The 18,807-nt window shown below is 48.5% G+C and carries 14 protein-coding genes, 2 tRNA genes and 1 pseudogene; 12 read left to right on the forward strand and 5 right to left on the reverse strand.

Annotated features, from left to right (window positions below):
• Window positions 1-227 precede the first annotated feature (227 nt).
• Together ACUZ8J_RS10760 and ACUZ8J_RS10765 are read left to right on the forward strand one after the other, a co-directional pair.
• Entirely contained in the window at window positions 228-488 is a 261-nt protein-coding gene (locus ACUZ8J_RS10760; protein ID WP_446693810.1) for a hypothetical protein, read from the forward strand.
• Between the two features lie 219 nt (window positions 489-707).
• Entirely contained in the window at window positions 708-908 is a 201-nt protein-coding gene (locus ACUZ8J_RS10765; RefSeq protein ID WP_011622722.1) for a CPXCG motif-containing cysteine-rich protein, read from the forward strand.
• 9 nt (window positions 909-917) lie between these two features.
• Here the strand turns inward: ACUZ8J_RS10765 and ACUZ8J_RS10770 are convergent, their stop codons facing one another.
• The gene (locus ACUZ8J_RS10770; RefSeq protein ID WP_446693811.1) at window positions 918-1,538 is read right to left on the reverse strand and encodes a riboflavin synthase subunit alpha; all 621 of its coding nucleotides are present in this window, start codon (window positions 1,536-1,538) and stop codon (window positions 918-920) included.
• Between the two features lie 33 nt (window positions 1,539-1,571).
• Between ACUZ8J_RS10770 and ACUZ8J_RS10775 the strand changes: the two genes are divergently transcribed.
• The 3 genes from ACUZ8J_RS10775 (at window position 1,572) to ACUZ8J_RS10785 (ending at window position 3,394) form a co-directional block, all read left to right on the forward strand.
• A complete protein-coding gene (locus ACUZ8J_RS10775) occupies window positions 1,572-2,951 on the forward strand; it encodes an MATE family efflux transporter (RefSeq protein WP_089067799.1) in 1,380 nt (459 codons plus the stop codon).
• 251 nt (window positions 2,952-3,202) lie between these two features.
• A tRNA-Val gene (locus ACUZ8J_RS10780) sits at window positions 3,203-3,279 on the forward strand.
• A 38-nt stretch (window positions 3,280-3,317) separates the two neighbouring features.
• Window positions 3,318-3,394 (forward strand) — tRNA-Val (locus tag ACUZ8J_RS10785).
• Between the two features lie 401 nt (window positions 3,395-3,795).
• On the opposite strand, the pseudogene ACUZ8J_RS10790 reads toward ACUZ8J_RS10785, so the two are convergent.
• A pseudogene (locus ACUZ8J_RS10790) lies at window positions 3,796-4,139 on the reverse strand (transposase); the annotation flags it as partial.
• Between the two features lie 254 nt (window positions 4,140-4,393).
• On the opposite strand from ACUZ8J_RS10790, the gene ACUZ8J_RS10795 reads away from it, so the two are divergent.
• The gene (locus ACUZ8J_RS10795) at window positions 4,394-6,025 is read left to right on the forward strand and encodes a methyl-accepting chemotaxis protein (protein WP_446693812.1); all 1,632 of its coding nucleotides are present in this window, start codon (window positions 4,394-4,396) and stop codon (window positions 6,023-6,025) included.
• Window positions 6,026-6,259: 234 nt separating this feature from the next.
• Here ACUZ8J_RS10795 and ACUZ8J_RS10800 read toward each other — a convergent pair whose 3' ends face one another.
• The 3 genes from ACUZ8J_RS10800 to ACUZ8J_RS10810 are packed head-to-tail and all read right to left on the reverse strand — an operon-like array spanning window position 6,260 to window position 12,040.
• The gene (locus ACUZ8J_RS10800; RefSeq protein ID WP_446693813.1) at window positions 6,260-7,768 is read right to left on the reverse strand and encodes a sigma-54-dependent transcriptional regulator; all 1,509 of its coding nucleotides are present in this window, start codon (window positions 7,766-7,768) and stop codon (window positions 6,260-6,262) included.
• A gap of 8 nt (window positions 7,769-7,776) precedes the next feature.
• The gene (locus ACUZ8J_RS10805; RefSeq protein ID WP_446693814.1) at window positions 7,777-11,136 is read right to left on the reverse strand and encodes a PAS domain S-box protein; all 3,360 of its coding nucleotides are present in this window, start codon (window positions 11,134-11,136) and stop codon (window positions 7,777-7,779) included.
• A gap of 1 nt (window position 11,137) precedes the next feature.
• Entirely contained in the window at window positions 11,138-12,040 is a 903-nt protein-coding gene (locus tag ACUZ8J_RS10810) for a phosphate/phosphite/phosphonate ABC transporter substrate-binding protein (protein WP_446693815.1), read from the reverse strand.
• A 311-nt stretch (window positions 12,041-12,351) separates the two neighbouring features.
• On the opposite strand from ACUZ8J_RS10810, the gene ACUZ8J_RS10815 reads away from it, so the two are divergent.
• The 6 genes from ACUZ8J_RS10815 (at window position 12,352) to ACUZ8J_RS10840 (ending at window position 18,630) form a co-directional block, all read left to right on the forward strand.
• Window positions 12,352-13,587 carry a PP2C family protein-serine/threonine phosphatase gene (locus ACUZ8J_RS10815; protein WP_446693816.1) on the forward strand — a complete coding sequence of 412 codons (1,236 nt, stop codon included), beginning with the start codon at window positions 12,352-12,354 and terminating at the stop codon, window positions 13,585-13,587.
• The gene (locus ACUZ8J_RS10820) at window positions 13,584-13,979 is read left to right on the forward strand and encodes an ATP-binding protein (protein ID WP_374917140.1); all 396 of its coding nucleotides are present in this window, start codon (window positions 13,584-13,586) and stop codon (window positions 13,977-13,979) included. Before ACUZ8J_RS10815 ends, ACUZ8J_RS10820 begins: the two co-directional genes overlap by 4 nt.
• A gap of 222 nt (window positions 13,980-14,201) precedes the next feature.
• Window positions 14,202-14,543, forward strand: coding sequence for an STAS domain-containing protein (locus ACUZ8J_RS10825; RefSeq protein ID WP_446693817.1), 342 nt, complete (start codon window positions 14,202-14,204; stop codon window positions 14,541-14,543).
• A gap of 35 nt (window positions 14,544-14,578) precedes the next feature.
• Window positions 14,579-15,847: a polysaccharide biosynthesis/export family protein gene (locus ACUZ8J_RS10830; protein WP_446693818.1), complete on the forward strand. Its 1,269-nt coding sequence runs from the start codon at window positions 14,579-14,581 to the stop codon at window positions 15,845-15,847.
• A gap of 81 nt (window positions 15,848-15,928) precedes the next feature.
• Window positions 15,929-17,341 carry an exopolysaccharide biosynthesis protein gene (locus ACUZ8J_RS10835; RefSeq protein WP_446693819.1) on the forward strand — a complete coding sequence of 471 codons (1,413 nt, stop codon included), beginning with the start codon at window positions 15,929-15,931 and terminating at the stop codon, window positions 17,339-17,341.
• Window positions 17,296-18,630, forward strand: coding sequence for an O-antigen ligase family protein (locus tag ACUZ8J_RS10840; protein WP_446693820.1), 1,335 nt, complete (start codon window positions 17,296-17,298; stop codon window positions 18,628-18,630). Before ACUZ8J_RS10835 ends, ACUZ8J_RS10840 begins: the two co-directional genes overlap by 46 nt.
• The last annotated feature ends 177 nt before the right edge of the window (window positions 18,631-18,807 follow it).

Consider the following 18,807-nt stretch of genomic DNA (forward strand, 5'->3'; position numbering starts at 1 on the left):
AAGTTAAATGGGCCAATTGCGAGGCTTAGCCCCCAAATCAGCTCCTTTATTAACATCAATCCGCAAAGTTTGCCGTGAATTCATCATATTGCAGTCAATCGTTCATGTGGCAGTCATTTAACGCCCCTACGCTATGCGCGTTAAATGATTGCGGGTAGGTTGGAGGTTTACCACCACGCATATCGCGCAGTCGCATCGCTGTAAATAATGAAGCCAAAGGAGTTGGTATGTTCACGAGTATCCTATTGACGGTTGCACTTAGCCAAGTCGCCCAGAACCCAATCCCAGTTAGCCCCACGCCACTCATTCAACCTGAACCCCGAGCGGTTCAACGCCAAGCGGTGCAATTCGACGCCATTGGTTTACAAGCCGATATCCACGCCGAGCTTTTGCTGCAGATAGAACAGCTATCGCAGGCCATTAGTGACAATATAGAGGAGGGTATATTACCGACTGTGCCTGTCGAATTGATGACAGTAAAGGATTGAGTTAACTTAACTGGTGCGCATGCTTGACGGTTCTTACGCTAGATAAATTTCAGTGAAAAAGTACCCAGCGCTGAGCGGAACGGAAAAATCTAGTTAATGAGATTTTGATACCGACTTTATCTAAGTTGCCACGGCACATTCTTGTATACTCAACTAAAGCCAGTGTGAAGGCTTAGCGACAAGTGTCATCCCTAGCATTCGTTAGAGAGGAGTTGCGCCATGAGGATCATGAATAAAGTGATTGCCTGCCCCCACTGCGGACACCATCAACATATTAGTATTGATGCCAGCAGTGGCGATCAGGATTATTACGATGACTGCCGAATTTGTTGTAATCCCATCCACTTGCGTTTACATGTGGATGATGCCCGCCGCACCATAGAGTTATATATTGACTCGGACGACGAGCAAATTTACTAGGCATGTTAATTAAGATTGGCCGCTAAAACGTTTGGCCAGCACGCGCTCGACGGTGTCGACGATCGCTTGGGTTTGGCTGTCAATTTCGATATTTAACTCATCTCCAACCTGACACTGGCCTAAATTGGTTAATTTGAGGGTTTCTGGGATCAAGTGCAGCATAAAACTGCTTTCGGTCACCTCGCCTACCGTTAAGCTGCAACCGTTTACCCCGACAAAACCTTTATAAAGGATATAGTTCATCCATTTGGGCTCGACACTTAAGGTCAGATCATAATGCTGCTCGGTATGACTAATGTGACTCACTTTCGCCTTAGTGTGAATGTGTCCCGAGAGGATATGGCCGCCGATTTCGCTGCCGAACGTCAAAGAACGCTCAATGTTCACCCGCTGGCCAACGGTCAAATTGGCAAGGTTTGTCAACCTTAAGGTCTCTTCCACTACATCGAAAAATACCCTATCATCAACGACCTGAGTCACCGTCAGACATACCCCGTTATTTGCCACACTTGCACCAATCGCAAGTCCCTCATGCAAATCAGGTTTAAACGCTACCTCAAGGGTATTTAGGCCATCTTTCTTATGTATTGCAACCACCTTACAGGTGGCTTGAACTATACCAGTAAACATTTTTTGCTCGCTTATTCGTTAAAGGCTGTATTTATGAATCATTCAGGCTTTCAGGCCAAACGCTTAATTCAACTCGCACTCCCAGTGTTGATCGCCCAAGTAACACAAACCATGATGGGGTTTATCGATACTGTCATGGCGGGCCGCGTCAGTGCTGTCGATATGGCCGCCGTGGCCGTAGGAACCAGTCTTTGGTTACCTGCCATCTTATTTGTCCAAGGGCTGCTGATGGCGTTTACGCCGTTATTTGCCCATCACAATGGCGCAAATAATCAGAAAGCTATTCAACCGCTAGCGTTTCAAGGCGCTTATCTGGCCTTAATTGGTGGCCTTGGCGTGATGGCGTTTCTCGCATCCGCGCCACTCGTGCTCAGCCATATGAATTTAGAGCCCCAATTGTACAACTTAACCATAGGATATATCGACGGTATTTTATGGGGCGCGCCCGCATTTGTGCTCTATCAGGTATTACGCGGTTGCAGTGAAGGGATTTCTTACACATTACCGACCATGATCATCGGATTCGTGGGGTTAGCGGTGAATATTCCGGCGAACTATATCTTTATTTATGGTCATTTCGGCGTGCCTGCCATGGGCGGTGCCGGTTGTGGTGTCGCGACAGCACTGGTGTTTTGGGCCATGTTGATTGCCATGACGATTTATATGCAGTTCCATAAAAAGTTTGCCGCATTGGCGCCCTTTAGCCAGTTCCATCGCCCCGATTTTGCCACCATGAAAAAGATGACGAAGCTTGGGATGCCGATTGCGATGGCACTCTTCTTTGAGGTGAGCCTGTTTGCGATTATCGCCCTGCTGCTGGCTCCATTGGGCGCGACTGTGGTGGCCAGCCATCAGATTGCGTTGAACTTCTCCGCCATAGTATTTATGTTGCCACTCTCGATTGGTATTGCTGTCTCGATTCGCATTGGCTACTACCTTGGTCGCGATCGTGCGGATATTTCTGCCGTGGTGGCAAAGGTCGGATTGTGGTTGGCGCTGTCATTGGCCTTGTCGACGGCAATCTTAACTGTGTTATTCCGCTTCCAAATCGCTGAGTTGTATAACAGCGATCCCGAAGTGGTGGTACTTGCGGGCAGTTTGATGCTGATGGCTGCGCTGTATCAATTATCTGACTCAGTACAGGTGGTCGCCGCCGGCGCCTTGCGTGGATATAAAGATACCCGCAGTGCGTTTTACATTACCCTGTTCTCCTATTGGGGCATCGGCATGACCTTAGGTTACACCTTGGCGTATACCGACTTTATCGTACCCGCCATGGGCGCCCATGGTTTTTGGACCGGATTAATTGCAGGCCTCACCTCGGCGGCGCTGCTGTTTTTCATCCGCCTCCGTTATATTCAAAAGCATGGTGTGCATTTAAGTTTGATTGAAGGCGGCAGCGTGCATCACTAAGTAGATGGAAAGATAAAACGGCGAGCTAAATGCTCGCCGTTTTATTTCGCGCAGAGTGATTTTGGCCTGCATCTCAGTCTAACTTGCCGTTTTATCAACAACTTTGCTGAAACACTGGACAAGTTGCACAGCAATTCACCATTTGGCAATAAAATTCATTTTTTTGCTTGCCAGCCTTTCGCTATCCCCCTAATATAGCGCTCGTTCCGAAGCACAACGCAAAGTAGTGTTGCCGTAACGATTAAAACAATGCACCCGTAGCTCAGTTGGTTAGAGCACTACCTTGACATGGTAGGGGTCGGTGGTTCGAGTCCACTCGGGTGTACCACTCTCTTCAAAGAGTCTAAATTTTGAAATTCAAACAGTGCACCCGTAGCTCAGTTGGTTAGAGCACTACCTTGACATGGTAGGGGTCGGTGGTTCGAGTCCACTCGGGTGTACCATTTCTCGCTTTAACTCCCTATAAAAACATCCATCAAGATTCTTATAAACATGCCCCACCCTTCGGCTCTGCCAGATTTTGCCTCTATTGCTTAATCCAGATTTACCGAAATTTCCCTCTAATTCACCGTTTTTCTGAATTTGTGCCCATTTCGTGCCAAACCTGTTGGCACAAGATGCTTTTGACGATTTTTTTGTTGACCCCCACCCTAGTTGGCACACAACAGCAGCTTAAAATTCAAATTAGCTTGAATCTAGCAAAGAAATTATCCAAAAAATGAATAACGATGCTTATTTCTTAGTAAGTAGAAATAGATTGTTATGGGCTAACCTGTGCGCCAAAACAGTGAGACTAAAAATGATCTGATCCAGTAATAGTGGACACTTGGCTAAACACTTGCTAGAGAGAAAAGCGGTGCTGATGCTCAAGGAATAACTCAAATCTGGCTACTTTTGTTCTTCGCGAAGTAGGTCGCCGCCTCGGTGTACCCCTTGGGTATTTTTGAATGGCTAAATCTTCGGCTTGTTCAGCAAGTTGGCGTTTAAGTCTTGCGACCTCGGCAGCTAGTTCTGCTTCCCTAGACCTAGTGTTGGATTTCGTCTCGGCACTGGCGCGCCAATTGTAGAGCTGTGACTTGTAGGATTAACCTCACGCGTTGCGGCGGCTACACTAATCTTCTAAGCAAGCTTTAGCTCTTCGGCTTTAAATTCTTGTGTATGGATCTTGCGGGGTTTCTTTGTTGACATACTTCACCTCAATAAGCGAGTTTACTCACTTAGCGAGATGTCCAAAAGTATCGGGTCAGATCTAAATCAGTTAAACCGATTTTGGAAACAAAGCCCCTTTAGGAGCCTGTAAATAACTACTGTTAATTCAGCGATTAATTATTCGTTGGCATAGCGAAAGTTGAATGTCTGGCTTATATATTTATGGAGGGAATAAGCCTGTATCAGGCGTCGGATAAACACATTTGGGCATAATCATCATTGCTGGGGTTTACATGCGTAATCTAAAGATAAGTCACCTATTACTTGGCGCGTTTGCGATTCCTATTATTGCGATTCTAGGGTTAACCATGATGGCAATTAGCAAAATGCAAGTCATCAATGATCAGTCCACCGTCATATCCAACGACTGGTTGCCCTCAGTGCGGGTCATTGAGCGACTCAACGGTCAAACCGCAGATCTTAGGGTATTAGAATCCCGACATATTCTTTCGTTGGATAGTGATCAGATGCAAGAAACCGAAAGAGAGCTGGATAAAACCAAAGCGCAAATCGATGAATCTATCCGCACCTACGAGCAACTGATCAGCGGCAATGAAGAACGAAATATCTTCAATGATTTTCAGCGCTTATATAAGGAATATCTTGTCGTTCATCAGAAGCTACTGGTACTGTCACGGGCAAATAAAAACGAAGATGCTAAGCAATTGCTGCTGACTGAATCACTCACTGCGTATAACGAATATTCGGATTTATTGCTGAAGTTATCGGATCTGAATTACAAAGGCGCGCAGGATGCAAGCAGCTATGGCGATGTGATTTACGATGAGTCGATAACGATAATGGTATCCATCTTAGTCATAGTGTCGCTATTAGTGTTAGCCACCTCCATCTTCATCTCAAAATTTATTATTACCTCCATTAAAACTGTGCAGAGCTTTATTGCCAAACTGGCTAATGGCGATCTTACCGACCGAATTCAGGATACAGGTAGCAATGAATTAGGCCTCTTGGCTCAGGGGTGTAATGAGACAGCCGATAAAATTTCTGAGATGACAGAGCAATTGATTACCGTCGCCGACAATACCGCCACTTCGGCCGAAATCCTCGCCTCCACCATGAATCAGGTAGAACATAATTCCCAGCACATGTTGGTTCAGGTCGAGCAAATTGCGACGGCGCTCAATGAAATGTCCAGTACCGCGCTAGAAGTGAGTAAAAATGCGACCGAGGCCGAAACCAGTGCCGGCGAAGCGATGGCGAATGTCTCTGAGGGCAATAAATCGCTCGGCGAGTCTGATAATATTTCAGTAAAAATTGGGGCGGCGATCCGAGATTCTGGCTCGATTGTGAATCAGTTGAAAGACTATTCCATCGAAATTGGCTCGGTTATCGATGTGATTACCAGTATTTCCGAACAAACCAACCTACTGGCACTCAATGCGGCAATTGAAGCGGCAAGGGCTGGTGAAGCGGGTCGCGGTTTTGCCGTTGTCGCCGATGAGGTTCGCTCTCTTGCGGCTAAAACCCAGCAATCCACCATTGATATCCAAGAAATTATTTCAAAATTACAGTCTCAGGCGGAAAAGGCAGACCATTATATGAAGGACAATACCAGTTTGTTGGATGAGTCTCAAATGGTATCGGAAAAAGTGCGTAGAGCATTTCAGGGGATTTCGGCCTCAGTCAATGCGATTTCTAACGTCAATACAGTGGTCGCTACGGCCTCGAGCGAACAATCGAGTGTGACAGAGGATATTTCCAGAAATATCTCTTCTACGGTAGAAATGGTCGATCAAAACGTGGTGGGAGTCGGTAACGCCAGTAAGGCTTGCCACGATGTGTTATCAGAAGCGGGTAAGCAAAAACAATTACTCGCCTTCTTCAAGACCAAGCGTCGCCATTGATTAGGGAAGAGGTTTAAGAATGTGGGTCGATTACGAGTTAACCGAACCACTCAGTGTTAGCACGCTTGAGATGTAGCGCAGCCTAGATTAGTGGAGTCTAGATCAGTGGAGCCTAGGCTGCGCAACAAAAGTAGATAAATATCTAATCGCAGATACTTTGACGTTCAATATGGAAGCTCGCTGTTGAAGCTGTGTGTTAACGCAAAGTGTCTGCGCCTCAAATGCAGCGATTGATTAAGTTGAACGTTCCTCTTGTTCTTCCCATGTCATCCGTTTGCGATAAATGGTCGATGGGCTGATATCCAGTAGTGCTGCCGCTTTTGGAACATTACCATCACACAGGGCAATCGCCCCTTCTATCGTTTGCTTTTCGGTTAACCACAGTGGTTGGATCCGCATCTCTTGGATGTGTGGATGCGCCTCTGGCGTGGACTCTGGCACTAATTCGCTGCTTATCAGTGGAATAGCGTTATCTATGTTCTGTGGATTGTGAAGCTGCGTATGGGTTTCAGTCTTAGCACTGTTTTGTGAAAGCATATTGGTATGAACTTGCTGATTGCTCCTCAGTTGCGAGGGCTGCTTCAGCGGTGCGGGGAACATGCTGGGCTCGACATGACTTGCGTCATTGAGCACAACAATTTGGCGAATAACGTTCTGAAGTTGCCTCACATTACCCGGCCAATCATAGGCTTGCAGCATACTCGCGGCTTGAGGGTTAAAGTCGACAAACTGTTTTCCTTCTTCCTTGCTGTAGGTTTTTAATAATTGCTTGGCCAGTAAGAGCACATCGCTGCCCCGCGCGCGCAAAGGGGGCAGTTCAATGGGGATAACATGCAGGCGGTAGAACAAATCCTCACGAAAATGCCCAAGTTTGACTTCTTCCCAGGGCTCGCGATTGGTCGCGCTGATAAAACGAATATCCACATGCTCTTCCTTGGAGCCGCCCACCCGCTGGAAAGTCCCCGTTTGGATAAACCGCAGTAGTTTACTCTGGAGTTCTAAATCCATTTCGCAGATTTCGTCAAGGAACAAGGTGCCACCGTCGGCACGCGTCGCTGCGCCATCTCGGTTGCTGTGGGCGCCGGTAAATGCGCCCTTACAGTGGCCAAAAATTTCGCTTTCAATCAGATCCTTAGGAATAGAGGCGCAGTTTAAGGCGATAAAAGGCTTGTCGGCGCGGTTACCCACTTGGTGAATGGCCTGAGCGCACACCTCTTTACCCGTTCCGCTCTCCCCCATAATAAATACCGACGCCTTACTGTTAGCGACACAATCTATGGTTTTGTACACGCTCTGCATTGCCAGCGAATCACCGATAAACCCTTGGTAATGGCCTTTCGGTAAGCTGTTTTCATATTGAGTGACGAGCTCTAAGAGTTGCTTTTGCTTGAGTGCATTGCGAACGGTAATAGAAAGCCTTTTACTATCAAAGGGTTTGACTAAAAAATCGAATGCCCCTGAACGCATGGCATCGATGGCTATATCGATACTGCCGTGGGCGGTGATCATAATCGTGCTGATATGGGGATAGCGCTGCTGCACTTGCTTAAGGATATCCAGCCCCGACATATCCGGCAGCTTGATATCGAGGATCAGCAGATCGGGCTGCCAGTTGGACAACTCGCTTAAGGCGTCTGCGCCGCAATGGGCATGGGTCACTTTTATGTCCTCGGCACGCAGATACTCAGTGTAGAGCGCGCTGAGTGACAGGCTATCTTCGACCAATAATGCAGAATAATTCATAGCTATCCCTATTGAATAAAACGTTCCGTTAATACGCTGTGTGTCTGCTTACCAAGGACATCAATTTGTGCCATCAGCTCTGGGATGGCGCCAAGTTGCTGCTCTCGGGCGCAGGCTTCTAATTTTCGGGCGAGTACAAATAATGCCGCCGCCCCAAAGCTGCCCGAGCTGCTTTTTAGAGTGTGGGCTTGATCTTCTATCTCGTCCACTTGACTGGCCGCGAGAGTGCTTAAGTTCTCGAGCCGCTGCGCTAACTCATCGCAAAAGATACTCATCATATTCGATAGACTCGCCTTACCCAGGGTTTGCTCAAGCTCTGCAAGTAGCGGCTCATCGAGCAAACTCGCAGTATTTTCAGCGGGTTTTACCGGGCTTTGTAAACTGACAACGGCATTGGGCAACCACTTTTGAATCACCTGCAACAAGGTCTTTTGTTTGACCGGTTTGGCGATAAAGTCCTTCATTCCAACTTGATAACAATGCTCTATCTCTTCTTTCATCACATTGGCGGACATGGCGAGGATCACTTGCTCTGGGTGCTGCTGCAAAATAATTTGTGTGGCCTCAAGCCCATCCATTTCGGGCATACGTACGTCCATCAAGACGAGATCGAAGGGCTTGTTATCGACTAAGTTAACCGCCTCGACACCATTACAGGCGTAAGTGACATCAAAGCCGGCCTTGGTGAGCATAGTCCCAGCAATAATTTGATTGGCAGGACTATCCTCTGCCAGCAAAATATGGCCTTGGAATTTCTCCTGAGCCACGTATTCCTCTTCAAATTCGTTTGCCAGCGCATCTTTACTCAAGAGTGCCAACTGCATCGCACGGCTTAATGGCTTATTGATCACTTGATCTAGACCTAAGGTCGCCAAGGTTTGGCCTATCTCAGTGCTCATCCCCGAGACTAAGGCCACCATGGAGCCATCGTGCGCTAAATGTTCTTTTCGTAATTGGTGGACATCTTTTTCATCCACCTCGAAGAAAAAGGTTTCATCGAGCAGGATAAGATTGAACGGCCCCTTAAATTGCTTGGCGAGTTTAATCGATGGCCAATCCTGCACCTCGACCGTTTCCACGCCATATTGCGAGTATTGTTTCGATACTAGCCTGAGCCAGGTCTCATCTTGATGGGCTAGCAGTACCCGCGAGTGCGCGGGGAAGTAATAGCTATGGCAGAAGTTGCTATCGAGCAGCTGCAAAGACACATAAAAGGTAAAGCAACTGCCCTTACCGAGTTCGCTGTGTAATTCGATACTGCCGCCCATCATAGTGATAAGCTCGCTACAGATGGCTAAACCTAGGCCCGTGCCCTTGTAGTTGGTATTGTGGGTATCATGGACTTGGCTGAATTCTTTAAATAATTTGCTTTGAGCCTCCGCCGCAATCCCAATACCGGGATCGGTAACGCGGCAATAGAGTTGCACCTCTGTTTGATGATTGTCCGGCAGCCACATTTCGACGGTAATGGTGCCAGACGAAGTGAACTTAATCGCATTATCCACTAAGTTATGCAGCACTTGGCGTAAGCGCTGCTGATCGCCAACCACAGTGCGGGGCACATTACGGTTCACAAAGCTCACCAGCTGTAATCCCTTCTCAAAGGCCTTAGGCTCCAGAATTTGCAGCACCTGGGCGACCAGTTTGTCCGGTTCAAATTCGTGGGACTCGAGCACCATTTGTCCGGCTTCAATCTTAGAGAAGTCCAAAATATCGTTAATGGTATGCAGCAACGCACTGCCCGCTTCCCGTGCGATATTGGCGTGAATGCGCTGATCCTTACTCAGGGATGAATCGAGTAATAATTCCACCCCGCCTAAAATTGCATTCAGTGGCGAGCGGATCTCATGGCTCATGGTCGCTAAGAAGCGCGATTTCACTCGGCTGCCCTGCTCGGCTTGTTCCTTAGCAAATTGCAACTTGAGTTCGTTGGCTTTGCGCTCGGAAATATCCCGTAAAAAGGCCGTAAACAGCACTTCATCACCAAGCTGAATAGGCACCACCTCAAGCTCAATGGGAATTTGATGACCCGCCTTGCAACGGGCCTGCAATTCAACCCGTTTATTGAGGATCTGCCCTTCACCCGTTTGTTTATAATGGACCATCCCTTGTCGGTGCCCATGGTGGTGCTCATCAGGAATGATTAAGTCTTCTAACAAGGCCCCAACCGCCTCTTCGCGGCTGTAACCAAAGAGTCGTGTGGCCGCGAGGTTAAACTCAATCACTTTCCCCGACATATCGATAGTGATCAAACAATCTTGGCTCGCCGCTAAGGTGGCAAGGAGCACGGACTCGGTTTTCGCCGCGGCAATTTCTTTGCGTTTTGCTTCGGATAAGTCTTTGACCAAACCGATAAACATTGCCCGATTGTCGATGCTCATCTGCGACACGGATAAAGCAATGGGAAATAACTGCCCATCCTTACGTTGCGCGGTTAACTCGCGGCTGGTGCCGATGATTTTGGCAACATGGGTCGTGAAGTACTGCTGAATGTAACCATCGTGCAGCGGTCTTTGGTCGAACGGCATGAAAATCGACACATTCTGACCAATCAATTCATTATGGGCATAACCAAAGAGTCGACTGACGGCGGGGTTGATGTCGGTGATGATGCCAAATTCATTGATGATCACAAAGCCATCGACCGCCGATTCTAGAATGGTGTTAAGACGGATATTCGCCGCTTCCAACGCCTTAGTACGCGCATCGACCTTATCCACCATGTTGTTGAAAGCGCGAGTCATCTGGGCGATTTCATCCTTGCCCTTCACGGGGACGCGCACCCCCAATTCCCCCGCTAAAATGCGTTTCGAGGCGCTGGTCAGCTGGGTTAAATTACGGGTGAGATAATGCCCCAGCAACAGTGAAAACAAGGCCACCAGCAACATTTCTACCCCTGCTATCGAGAGGATCTGCTGTGTCACTGTATGAACGAGCTTCTCAAGGCTTTGTGTCTCAAAGCCCATACTGACTGAGCCAAAATGATAGCCGTTGACTTCAATGGATTGCACCAGATCGAAGATCCCATCGTCCACTTGATCTAAGTGTTTATCCGCCTGATGGGAGACTTGAATGTATTTATCGGCGCCGCCATAGGCCAAAATACGGTTCTGATCAGACACAGTGACGTACAGCACTTCCTTGTGGCTCAGCAGCTCTTGGATCAATGACTGCAGCGTGGCGAGATCGTTGCTGATCACCGCATCCTGCGCGGCGACCGAAAACAAGGTTAAGGTGGTCTCAGCCCGTTTTTCAATTTGCGACTGATTAGACAATTTAAGGTAGTTAATGCTGGTATACACCAACAAAAACAAGAGTAAGCCTTCGATTAAGGCGATCCCTAAAATGGTTTTCAGTCTAAAGGACACACTATTTCTCCTCGAGCGGCTTGGTTAATGTTCCCAGTTTTAATTCACGAACATCATCCCAATCCTTGTCTTCTGCCGCCACAAAGGAAGAAAAGTCGACGGATTGTAGTAAGGCTTGCCCCTGTGGCGTCGTGGATAGCGCCATTAATTGTTCGAGTAACTGCTGACGCTGCGCCTTTGTCACTCTCGGATGGGTTGCAATGGCGTGGGGCGTGTAGGTTGGCGACTGCCAAAGCACATTTAGCTGCTGTTTTTGTGCATCGGTCAAATTGTTAAAGGTGCGCTGCACCCCGCCACCAGCATCAACGAGTCCTTGAAGTACAGCTAAGTAAACCGAGTCATGGGAGCCAACATATTTCACCTGCACATCGATATTACCCTGCTTTAAATGCGCTCTCGGTAATACGCTGGCCGCGAATGCGGCAGGTGCGGGAAAAGCTAAGGTTTTGCCCGCTAACTCGGTTAAGGACTTTATCGGCGAATCCTTACGGACAACGAGTAATCCTTTCAGTTTTTTGTCCTTTTCCCGCGCAAGCGCCTGATAGCCAGGCGCTTCATGGAACACCACATAATGATAGGGATTCATATAGGCAATATCGTATTGTCCGTCTTTCAGGCGTTGCTCAAAGGTGGGAATGTCGGGCGCCGTTGCAAATTGCAATTGATAATTTGCATTTTCGGACAAGGCCGCCAAGATTGGCGGCCATAGCTTAGCCAGTTGAATAGCCGATTGCTGGGGAACTACGCCAAAGGTCAATATGGGTTTTGTATTTTTTACGACGAGAGGAGCTTGAGCATTAACCGGTGAAATTAAACTTATCATAAGAATTATCAAACAGATAAATTGCCAATGACTCGCCTTGTTCGGGGTCGACAGGGTGCCTAATGTCGAAAACTTATCCATGCTAAATGTCCTTTTGTTAATGATATGCAGGCTACACAGGGGGCCTCAACCTAGCGCGCCCTGAGGTGATATCAGCAACCCCTATGCCACAAAAAATACCACCAATAAAAACAATCACCTTGGAGAACATTGCACAAAAGATAAACTCACTATGGATGACGGATTTGCATTTTGCAACAAACTACAAAAAATCAGTCTTTAGCTTGGTCTTTCCAGCGCATGTAGACAGTATCAACCTCAATTAGCAGGCTTTTTTTAAATGGGCATAGCTCTTGCTATCGAAGAATATTCGCCATTATCGGAGCCAGACTATGCCGCTCTCTTCGTTGTCATCGATGCAAGCCGTTACATTGTCTGTGCTGGTTGTGGAAGATACGGACAGTGAACGCCTTTATATCACTCAGCTATTGAGGCAGTTTGGTTGGTTAGTCCAGAGCCTAAGCAATGGTCAGGAGGCGGTGGATTATCTCGCGCACAACGAGGTACATATCATTGTCAGCGATTGGCGCATGCCCAAGATGAATGGTATTGAGCTGTGCCAAATCGTAAAAAATCATCAGTTACCGCCCTTTGTGATCCTGTTAACTTCTAATAATCAGACCGCAGACATAGTGCTGGGTATTGAAGCCGGCGCCGATGATTTTATCTGTAAACCGTTTCACCCGGAGCTACTCAAGGTCAGAATGTTAGCCGCGATGCGTATCGTGCAGCTGCAGCACCATCTGAGCCGCAACAATCAACTGTTACAGCAAGGGCTAGCTAAGGAATCCGCCTTGCTCAGTACCCTAAAACAAGATTTAGTTTCTGCCGCGAAAGTGCAGCGGGAATTGTTGCCCCGCAGTAAAACCTTGCCAAGGGGCTGGCAGTTACACCATGAGTTTCAACCCGCCCATTACCTTGCCGGGGATTTATATCAGTGTTTTGATTTGGGTGATGGTGAACTTGGTTTTTTCCTGATCGATGCCGCAGGCCATGGCGTTGCCGCCGCGCTGCAGAGTGTCAGCCTTGCCCAGCGTTTGTCGCTAGAGCGAACCGATTGGCGTGGCTTGTCGCCGCAGGAGATAGTCAATCAGCTGAATCGTGAGTTGAGCGATCCTGATAATACTGGCCGTTTTGTGACCCTACTACTTGGAAAGATCCATACCCAAACTGGCGAGCTGCGCCTGTGCAGCGCCGGCCATCCTTCGCCGTTACTACTGAGTGAAACTGACTGCGCGCCTTTGTCTCTTGATACCGAATTACCCCTTGGGATCCACTCCGCCGTGCAGTATCAAGATCAAATCATAAGGCTTGCACCTGGGGTTCGACTCTTGCTGTTTTCCGATGGTGCCTACGAGTGCCAACACCCTAAATTTGGTTTTTTTGGCTTAGAACGGTTACAAGCCCTGTGCCGTAATGCCTACAGCCTAAACGATCAAGACTTGCTGCGCCATTTAAGCCACGCCTTAAAGCTGTGGCAAAGCGGCACAACCCAAGATGATATTTCCATGATGTTAATTACTTACCCATCTGCCAACTATGCCAATATAGCTCTGGAGGCCCTATGAACAGCTTGCAGTTTAATCTCACCCATGAACAGTGGCGTCAACATCCCTTCTGTGACGAGTTAGAGCAGTTTATGCTGATGCAAAATGTGCATGAGCGCCAACGCTTTAAAGTGATTACCTGCGTACTCGAAGCGGTAAGTAATGTGATTAGCCATACTCAGGATACCCATGAGCCTATTGTGTTGATCGTGCATTGTAACCATGACCGTATCGTCGTCGATTTACTCGATCATTCCCCCACAGTGCCAAAGGTTTCCTTCGAGGAGTGTCCAAACCAACTGAGCGAGCATGGCCGTGGCCTGTGGATCATGTACAACTGGATGGATGCGGTGCGTTTTCAAACCACAGTGCTTGGCTCACACTTAAGATTAACCTTACTGCGTCATCATTAAACCCGCTCGATACCAAACCTAGCGGTAGGCTTACCAACCGCTAGGTTTGGTTTTCGCGTTACACAATCCCCATTGCAAATTGCAATGCAATTTCAAATCTGACTATAGCGCCCAGTTAACAAGCAAATTAACCACCTGATTTTAATCAATAAAAATCTTGGCCTGATAAATGCTATCTGAAGATGCGGTTTCAATACTAACTGGCAGGCAGAGGTGATTATCATGAAATTCTTCCCACTTGAAAAATACAACGCGAGCCTAGTGATATTTCCAACCAAGATGATGATGGCCAACACAGCTACCCATAGAGCCGCACTATTGCGCCATATGGAGCAGAATACCAACCGCTTAATCATCAATCTTGAACAAGTGAAATATATCGACTCTAGCGGATTGTCGGTGCTGATCTCCGCCCTTAAGCGGGCGCAGCAACAAGATGGTGAAATTCTGCTGTTATCACCCTCGGCCCATGTGCGTGCTCTGATTGAACTGACGCGCTTACATCAGATATTCAGCATTTATGAAGATCAAGATGCGGCAATCGCGCATTTTAGTTGCCACTAATCCAGCGTGAGCATCAGCTAAGAGGGAGTGACATCATGGAAACCTTATCACACCGCCATGTAGGCAAGATTGAATGCAAACGCCGTTTTTCCTTGAGCCTAGCAACCCTAGGTGCCTCTATTTGCATGTTAACGGCCTGCGTCACTCCCCAGCGCACCGCTCAGGATCAACTCTGTCAGCAACAGGCCGGAGAATATTGTCACTACTTTGGGCCTCAAACCTCCTATCTGCGTCAGGCGGATCAACAGTTATTAACGGCGCAAACGGAGAACATCAGTCTTAATCCAACAGAAGTTCAAAACGTTAGTGCCACATTCAGCGATACAGCCGCCCTCGATGTGCAGCTCTCAGTGGGTGACAAATTGCGGGTAGGTGTTCTACATGGCGAGGATTTCAGTGCCGATGTCGAGATTGATGCCAACGGTCAAATCTATCTGCCCTACTTACCGCCCATCAATGCCCAAGGTTTAACAATCGCCGCCCTCAAGCAGCGTATAGGCCAAACCTTAGTGAGCGAGCAATTGATGCAGGCGAGCAGTGTACGCGTCAATATCAGCCCCATCGCCTGGGCTCCGATTGAAGTGACAGTATTAGGTTCAGTGTTTGAACCTGGGCAGCACTTTATCAATCAAAAATCCGATACCGAAATTAAGGATGACGATAAAAGTCATAGCGGCGATCAGGCCAGTGACAGAACCATAGCCGCCGCCCTTCGCGCATCCGGTGGGGTTAGACCCGACGCCCAGATCCGTCAGGTACGCGTGATCCGCGGCCAGCAGCATTTTTTACTGGATTTATCCGGGGTGATTAGCGGCACCCAAGTGCCACGCTTCCTCTTAAGTGCTGGCGATCAAATCTTTGTCCCAAGTACACGCCGTTTTGAAGATAAACTGGTGCGCCCTTCGCAGATCACCGCGCCTGGGATCCGCGTGTTTATTTCAAACTTAACTCAACCGGCGAGCAGTAACTCGCAATCTGCCGTCGATACCGAAGCGACACGTTTCCCCTACGGCACGCGTCTGCTCACAGGTGCAATTGCGGCCAACTGTGTTGGCGGTGCCCAAAGCACTAATGCCAGTCGCCATGTGTTACTGGTGACCCGTAATCCGCTCTCGGATCAAACCGATATCGTCGAGCGTTCATTGGACAGCTTGATCCGTGAGTCTTGGCAGCCACAAATGAACCCCGTGTTGCTCCCCGGCGATGGCATTGCCTGTTATGACTCTGGCGTGACCAATGTGCGTGAGATTGCGCGCAGCTTAACCGACTTACTGGTGCCCGCAAGTTTACTCGGTTTGCTGTAGTACGGAATTTGTAGTTCGGAACCAGCGCTTGGGTGACAGGTTACGTCACCCCTAGGATGATTCGACGAGGGGACATTGATCATGAAAGCATCTCAGGAAGGCTACCCTCTACTGTGGTTAAAGCGTGCGCTGGTCAATGGCAGCAGCCTGCCCGCCCCCGCCCGCCGTAAGTTATATCTAAAGACAGTGTTATCGGCATTAGCGGTGATTTGGCTGATCACAGGTCTTGTCATCGTTATCACTCCAACCCGTTACACCTGCAAATGGGTGTTGATTTTACCCGGTGCGGGCGCAGGCGCCGTCGTGAGTTTGGATAGCCTAGGTCAAGCCAGCAGTTCGAGCAGTTCTCCATATCTGAGTTCTGCCATCGATCCGCGGGAAAACTACAAGGCCATCGCCCTAAGCGACAAGCTATTAAGCGATGCCGCAGCGCAATTAGACCTTAAGGCCTCAGCGCTGGGCACGCCTAAGTTAAAGCTCCCCAGCCAAACAGGGCTGATGGAATTCAGCATCAGCGCCAACAGCGCCGAACTTGCCGAGCAAAAGGCATGGGCACACTATCGCACTCTGCAGGGCACACTCTCACACCTGAGAATCGATGAAATCCATATCCGTGAAAACGGCGTCAGAATGGGACTGGAGAGCTTTGCCGATAAAGTGCATCAGAGTCAGGCTAATATTGTCGCCTTCCAATCTAAGACTGGGCTGGTCTCGTTGGATCAATTTAAGGAAGTGGCGGTCACCATTGAGCATTTACGCCAAAGCCAAGTCAATCTTACCGCTAAACTCAATGGCGGCCTTGCCAGCCAGCAACTGCTGGAGGCCGATTTATCCCTGACGGCAACCCAATCCACTGACTTGCTCAAGCTGAAAAACGATCAGCTGTTCCAACAACTCTTACTCAAATATACCGAATCGACCGCGCTACTGGTGGGACTCAATGGTCATTATGGCGAGCAACATCCACAAGTGCTGAGCGCCAAGACAGAGCAAAAAACCATGTTGGATGCATTGCATAGCCGCTGCCAAAAATTGTTGGCGCGCTGCGATCCTAAGTTGATGTTGATCCTCTCCGTCGATGATATCGATGGCCGCGCCGCACTGATGCAAAAACTGATTAATATCACCACAGAAAACGAAGGCTTAGCCCATGAACTGGCGTCCTTGAGCACCCAGATTGATGAATGGGAAAACCGGCTTAAACACAGTAATGACGATGCCGCTAAGCTTGAGGATTTACACCGTGACCATCAACTTGCCACCGCAGTGTTTACTTCTGCGATAGCTAAAATTGATGTGGGTAAGGCCGACATTTTCTCCGCTTACCCGTTATTACAGCTGTTTGCAGCACCGACTCGCCCCGAAAAGCCTGACAAGCTGGGCTTGATTCTAACCTTAGTGGGTGGCATTGCCGCCTCAATGATGGTCATTGTCGGATTGAGCATACTATGGATACGCAAACCTATACTCCAGAAAATTCTGACGAACGACTAGTCTGGTTCGCCATTACGGGCACCTACTTCTTTTGGTTCTTAGGTGCCATGTATTTGATTGCCCCAGTGATTGGTTGGATCTTGGTGCTGCGAATGCTCGGCAGATTGCTGTTTTACGCCGAAGGATGCCGGATATCGTTACCGATAATAAGTTGGATATTTGCCATGTTGTTGATGCTACTGGCATTAGTCATTGGCCATCTGGTGGAGCATTTAGGCATAGCCCAACTGATTAAATCCTCCATTGGTTGGGCTAAGGGCTGGGCGCTGCTGGCAGTATTTCCGCTGATTGGTGGTTTGCACATTCGGCCACAGCTGATTTACCGCGCCTGCTGCGTGGTCGGCAAACATACCTTGATATTGTTTCCGCTTTTTGTGATTGCTTGGCTGCTCCACCTGCCGACGACCTTGTATGTCTCCCCCTTAAGCATTGTCGGAGGACCTGGACCTGAGTTTTTCGCCGTCAGCCTGTATGAAATCGACCCAGGCAGCGGTATGCCAAGGTGGCGCTTATTTACCCCTTGGGCGCCCGCGCTTGGCATGGTGGGCAACTTTTATTTTCTGTTTGCCCTGCAGGAAACCAACAAGCGTTATCGCTTCTATGGCTTGGCTGGCAGTATCTTGATGGTGCTTATCTCCCAATCTAGACTCGCCATCCTCTGCTGCCTTGCCCTCGTCTGTTATTTCAACTTTATCCGCTATGCCAAATCCCCTTGGTTGTATTTATTAGTCAGTCCGTGTTTTTTATTGGCGGGCATTTTTGGTGAGTCGGTACTCTCTAGCATTGAAGCCAGTATTCACAGCGTTAAAGCCGCCAGAGCCGACTCGACTCGGGTTCGTGAGGCCCTCGGCCAAATTGCCCTTGAGCGCTGGGCAAACGAGGCAATTGTCTGGGGCCATGGCATTGTTGAGCGCGGCCCGCATATGGTGGAGTACATGCCGATTGGCTCGCACCACACTTGGTACGGCCTTTTGTTTGTGAAGGGGATCGTTGGCGCCTTCGCACTGGCGTTGGCCTTGTTTGTCAGCGTGCTCTGCCTGCTACCCTGTTTGATGCAATCGAGACTCTCGGCGGTAGGAATGGCTGTGCTGATGATTTTACTGCTTTACACCTTTGGCGAGAATCTGGAGATCCTCGCCTATCTCTTCTGGCCAGGACTCATAGTGCTCGGTATTGCCCACAATCAGGCAAGACAAGCCGTAAGTCTTCGCCATAAGAGCTCATTTCTGGAACCATCACAACAATCATCGCAACAATCATCAGAAGCCACTCAACCAAGTACTCAGTGAAATCCCTTCGCGAGTTTTTCGTTGTCCTTTCAATACTCGCGGCCGTTGCATCTTGATTTGCATTTTGCAATGGGCCGCAAATCCTAAGGCTCTGCTAAATTGCAAACTAGTTAAAATCGCTATAACCACCTGTTTTTAAATTAGAAAATAAACATTAAAAAGCTGGCATAGAAACTG

The organism is Shewanella sp. Koi 1, from assembly GCF_052907445.1.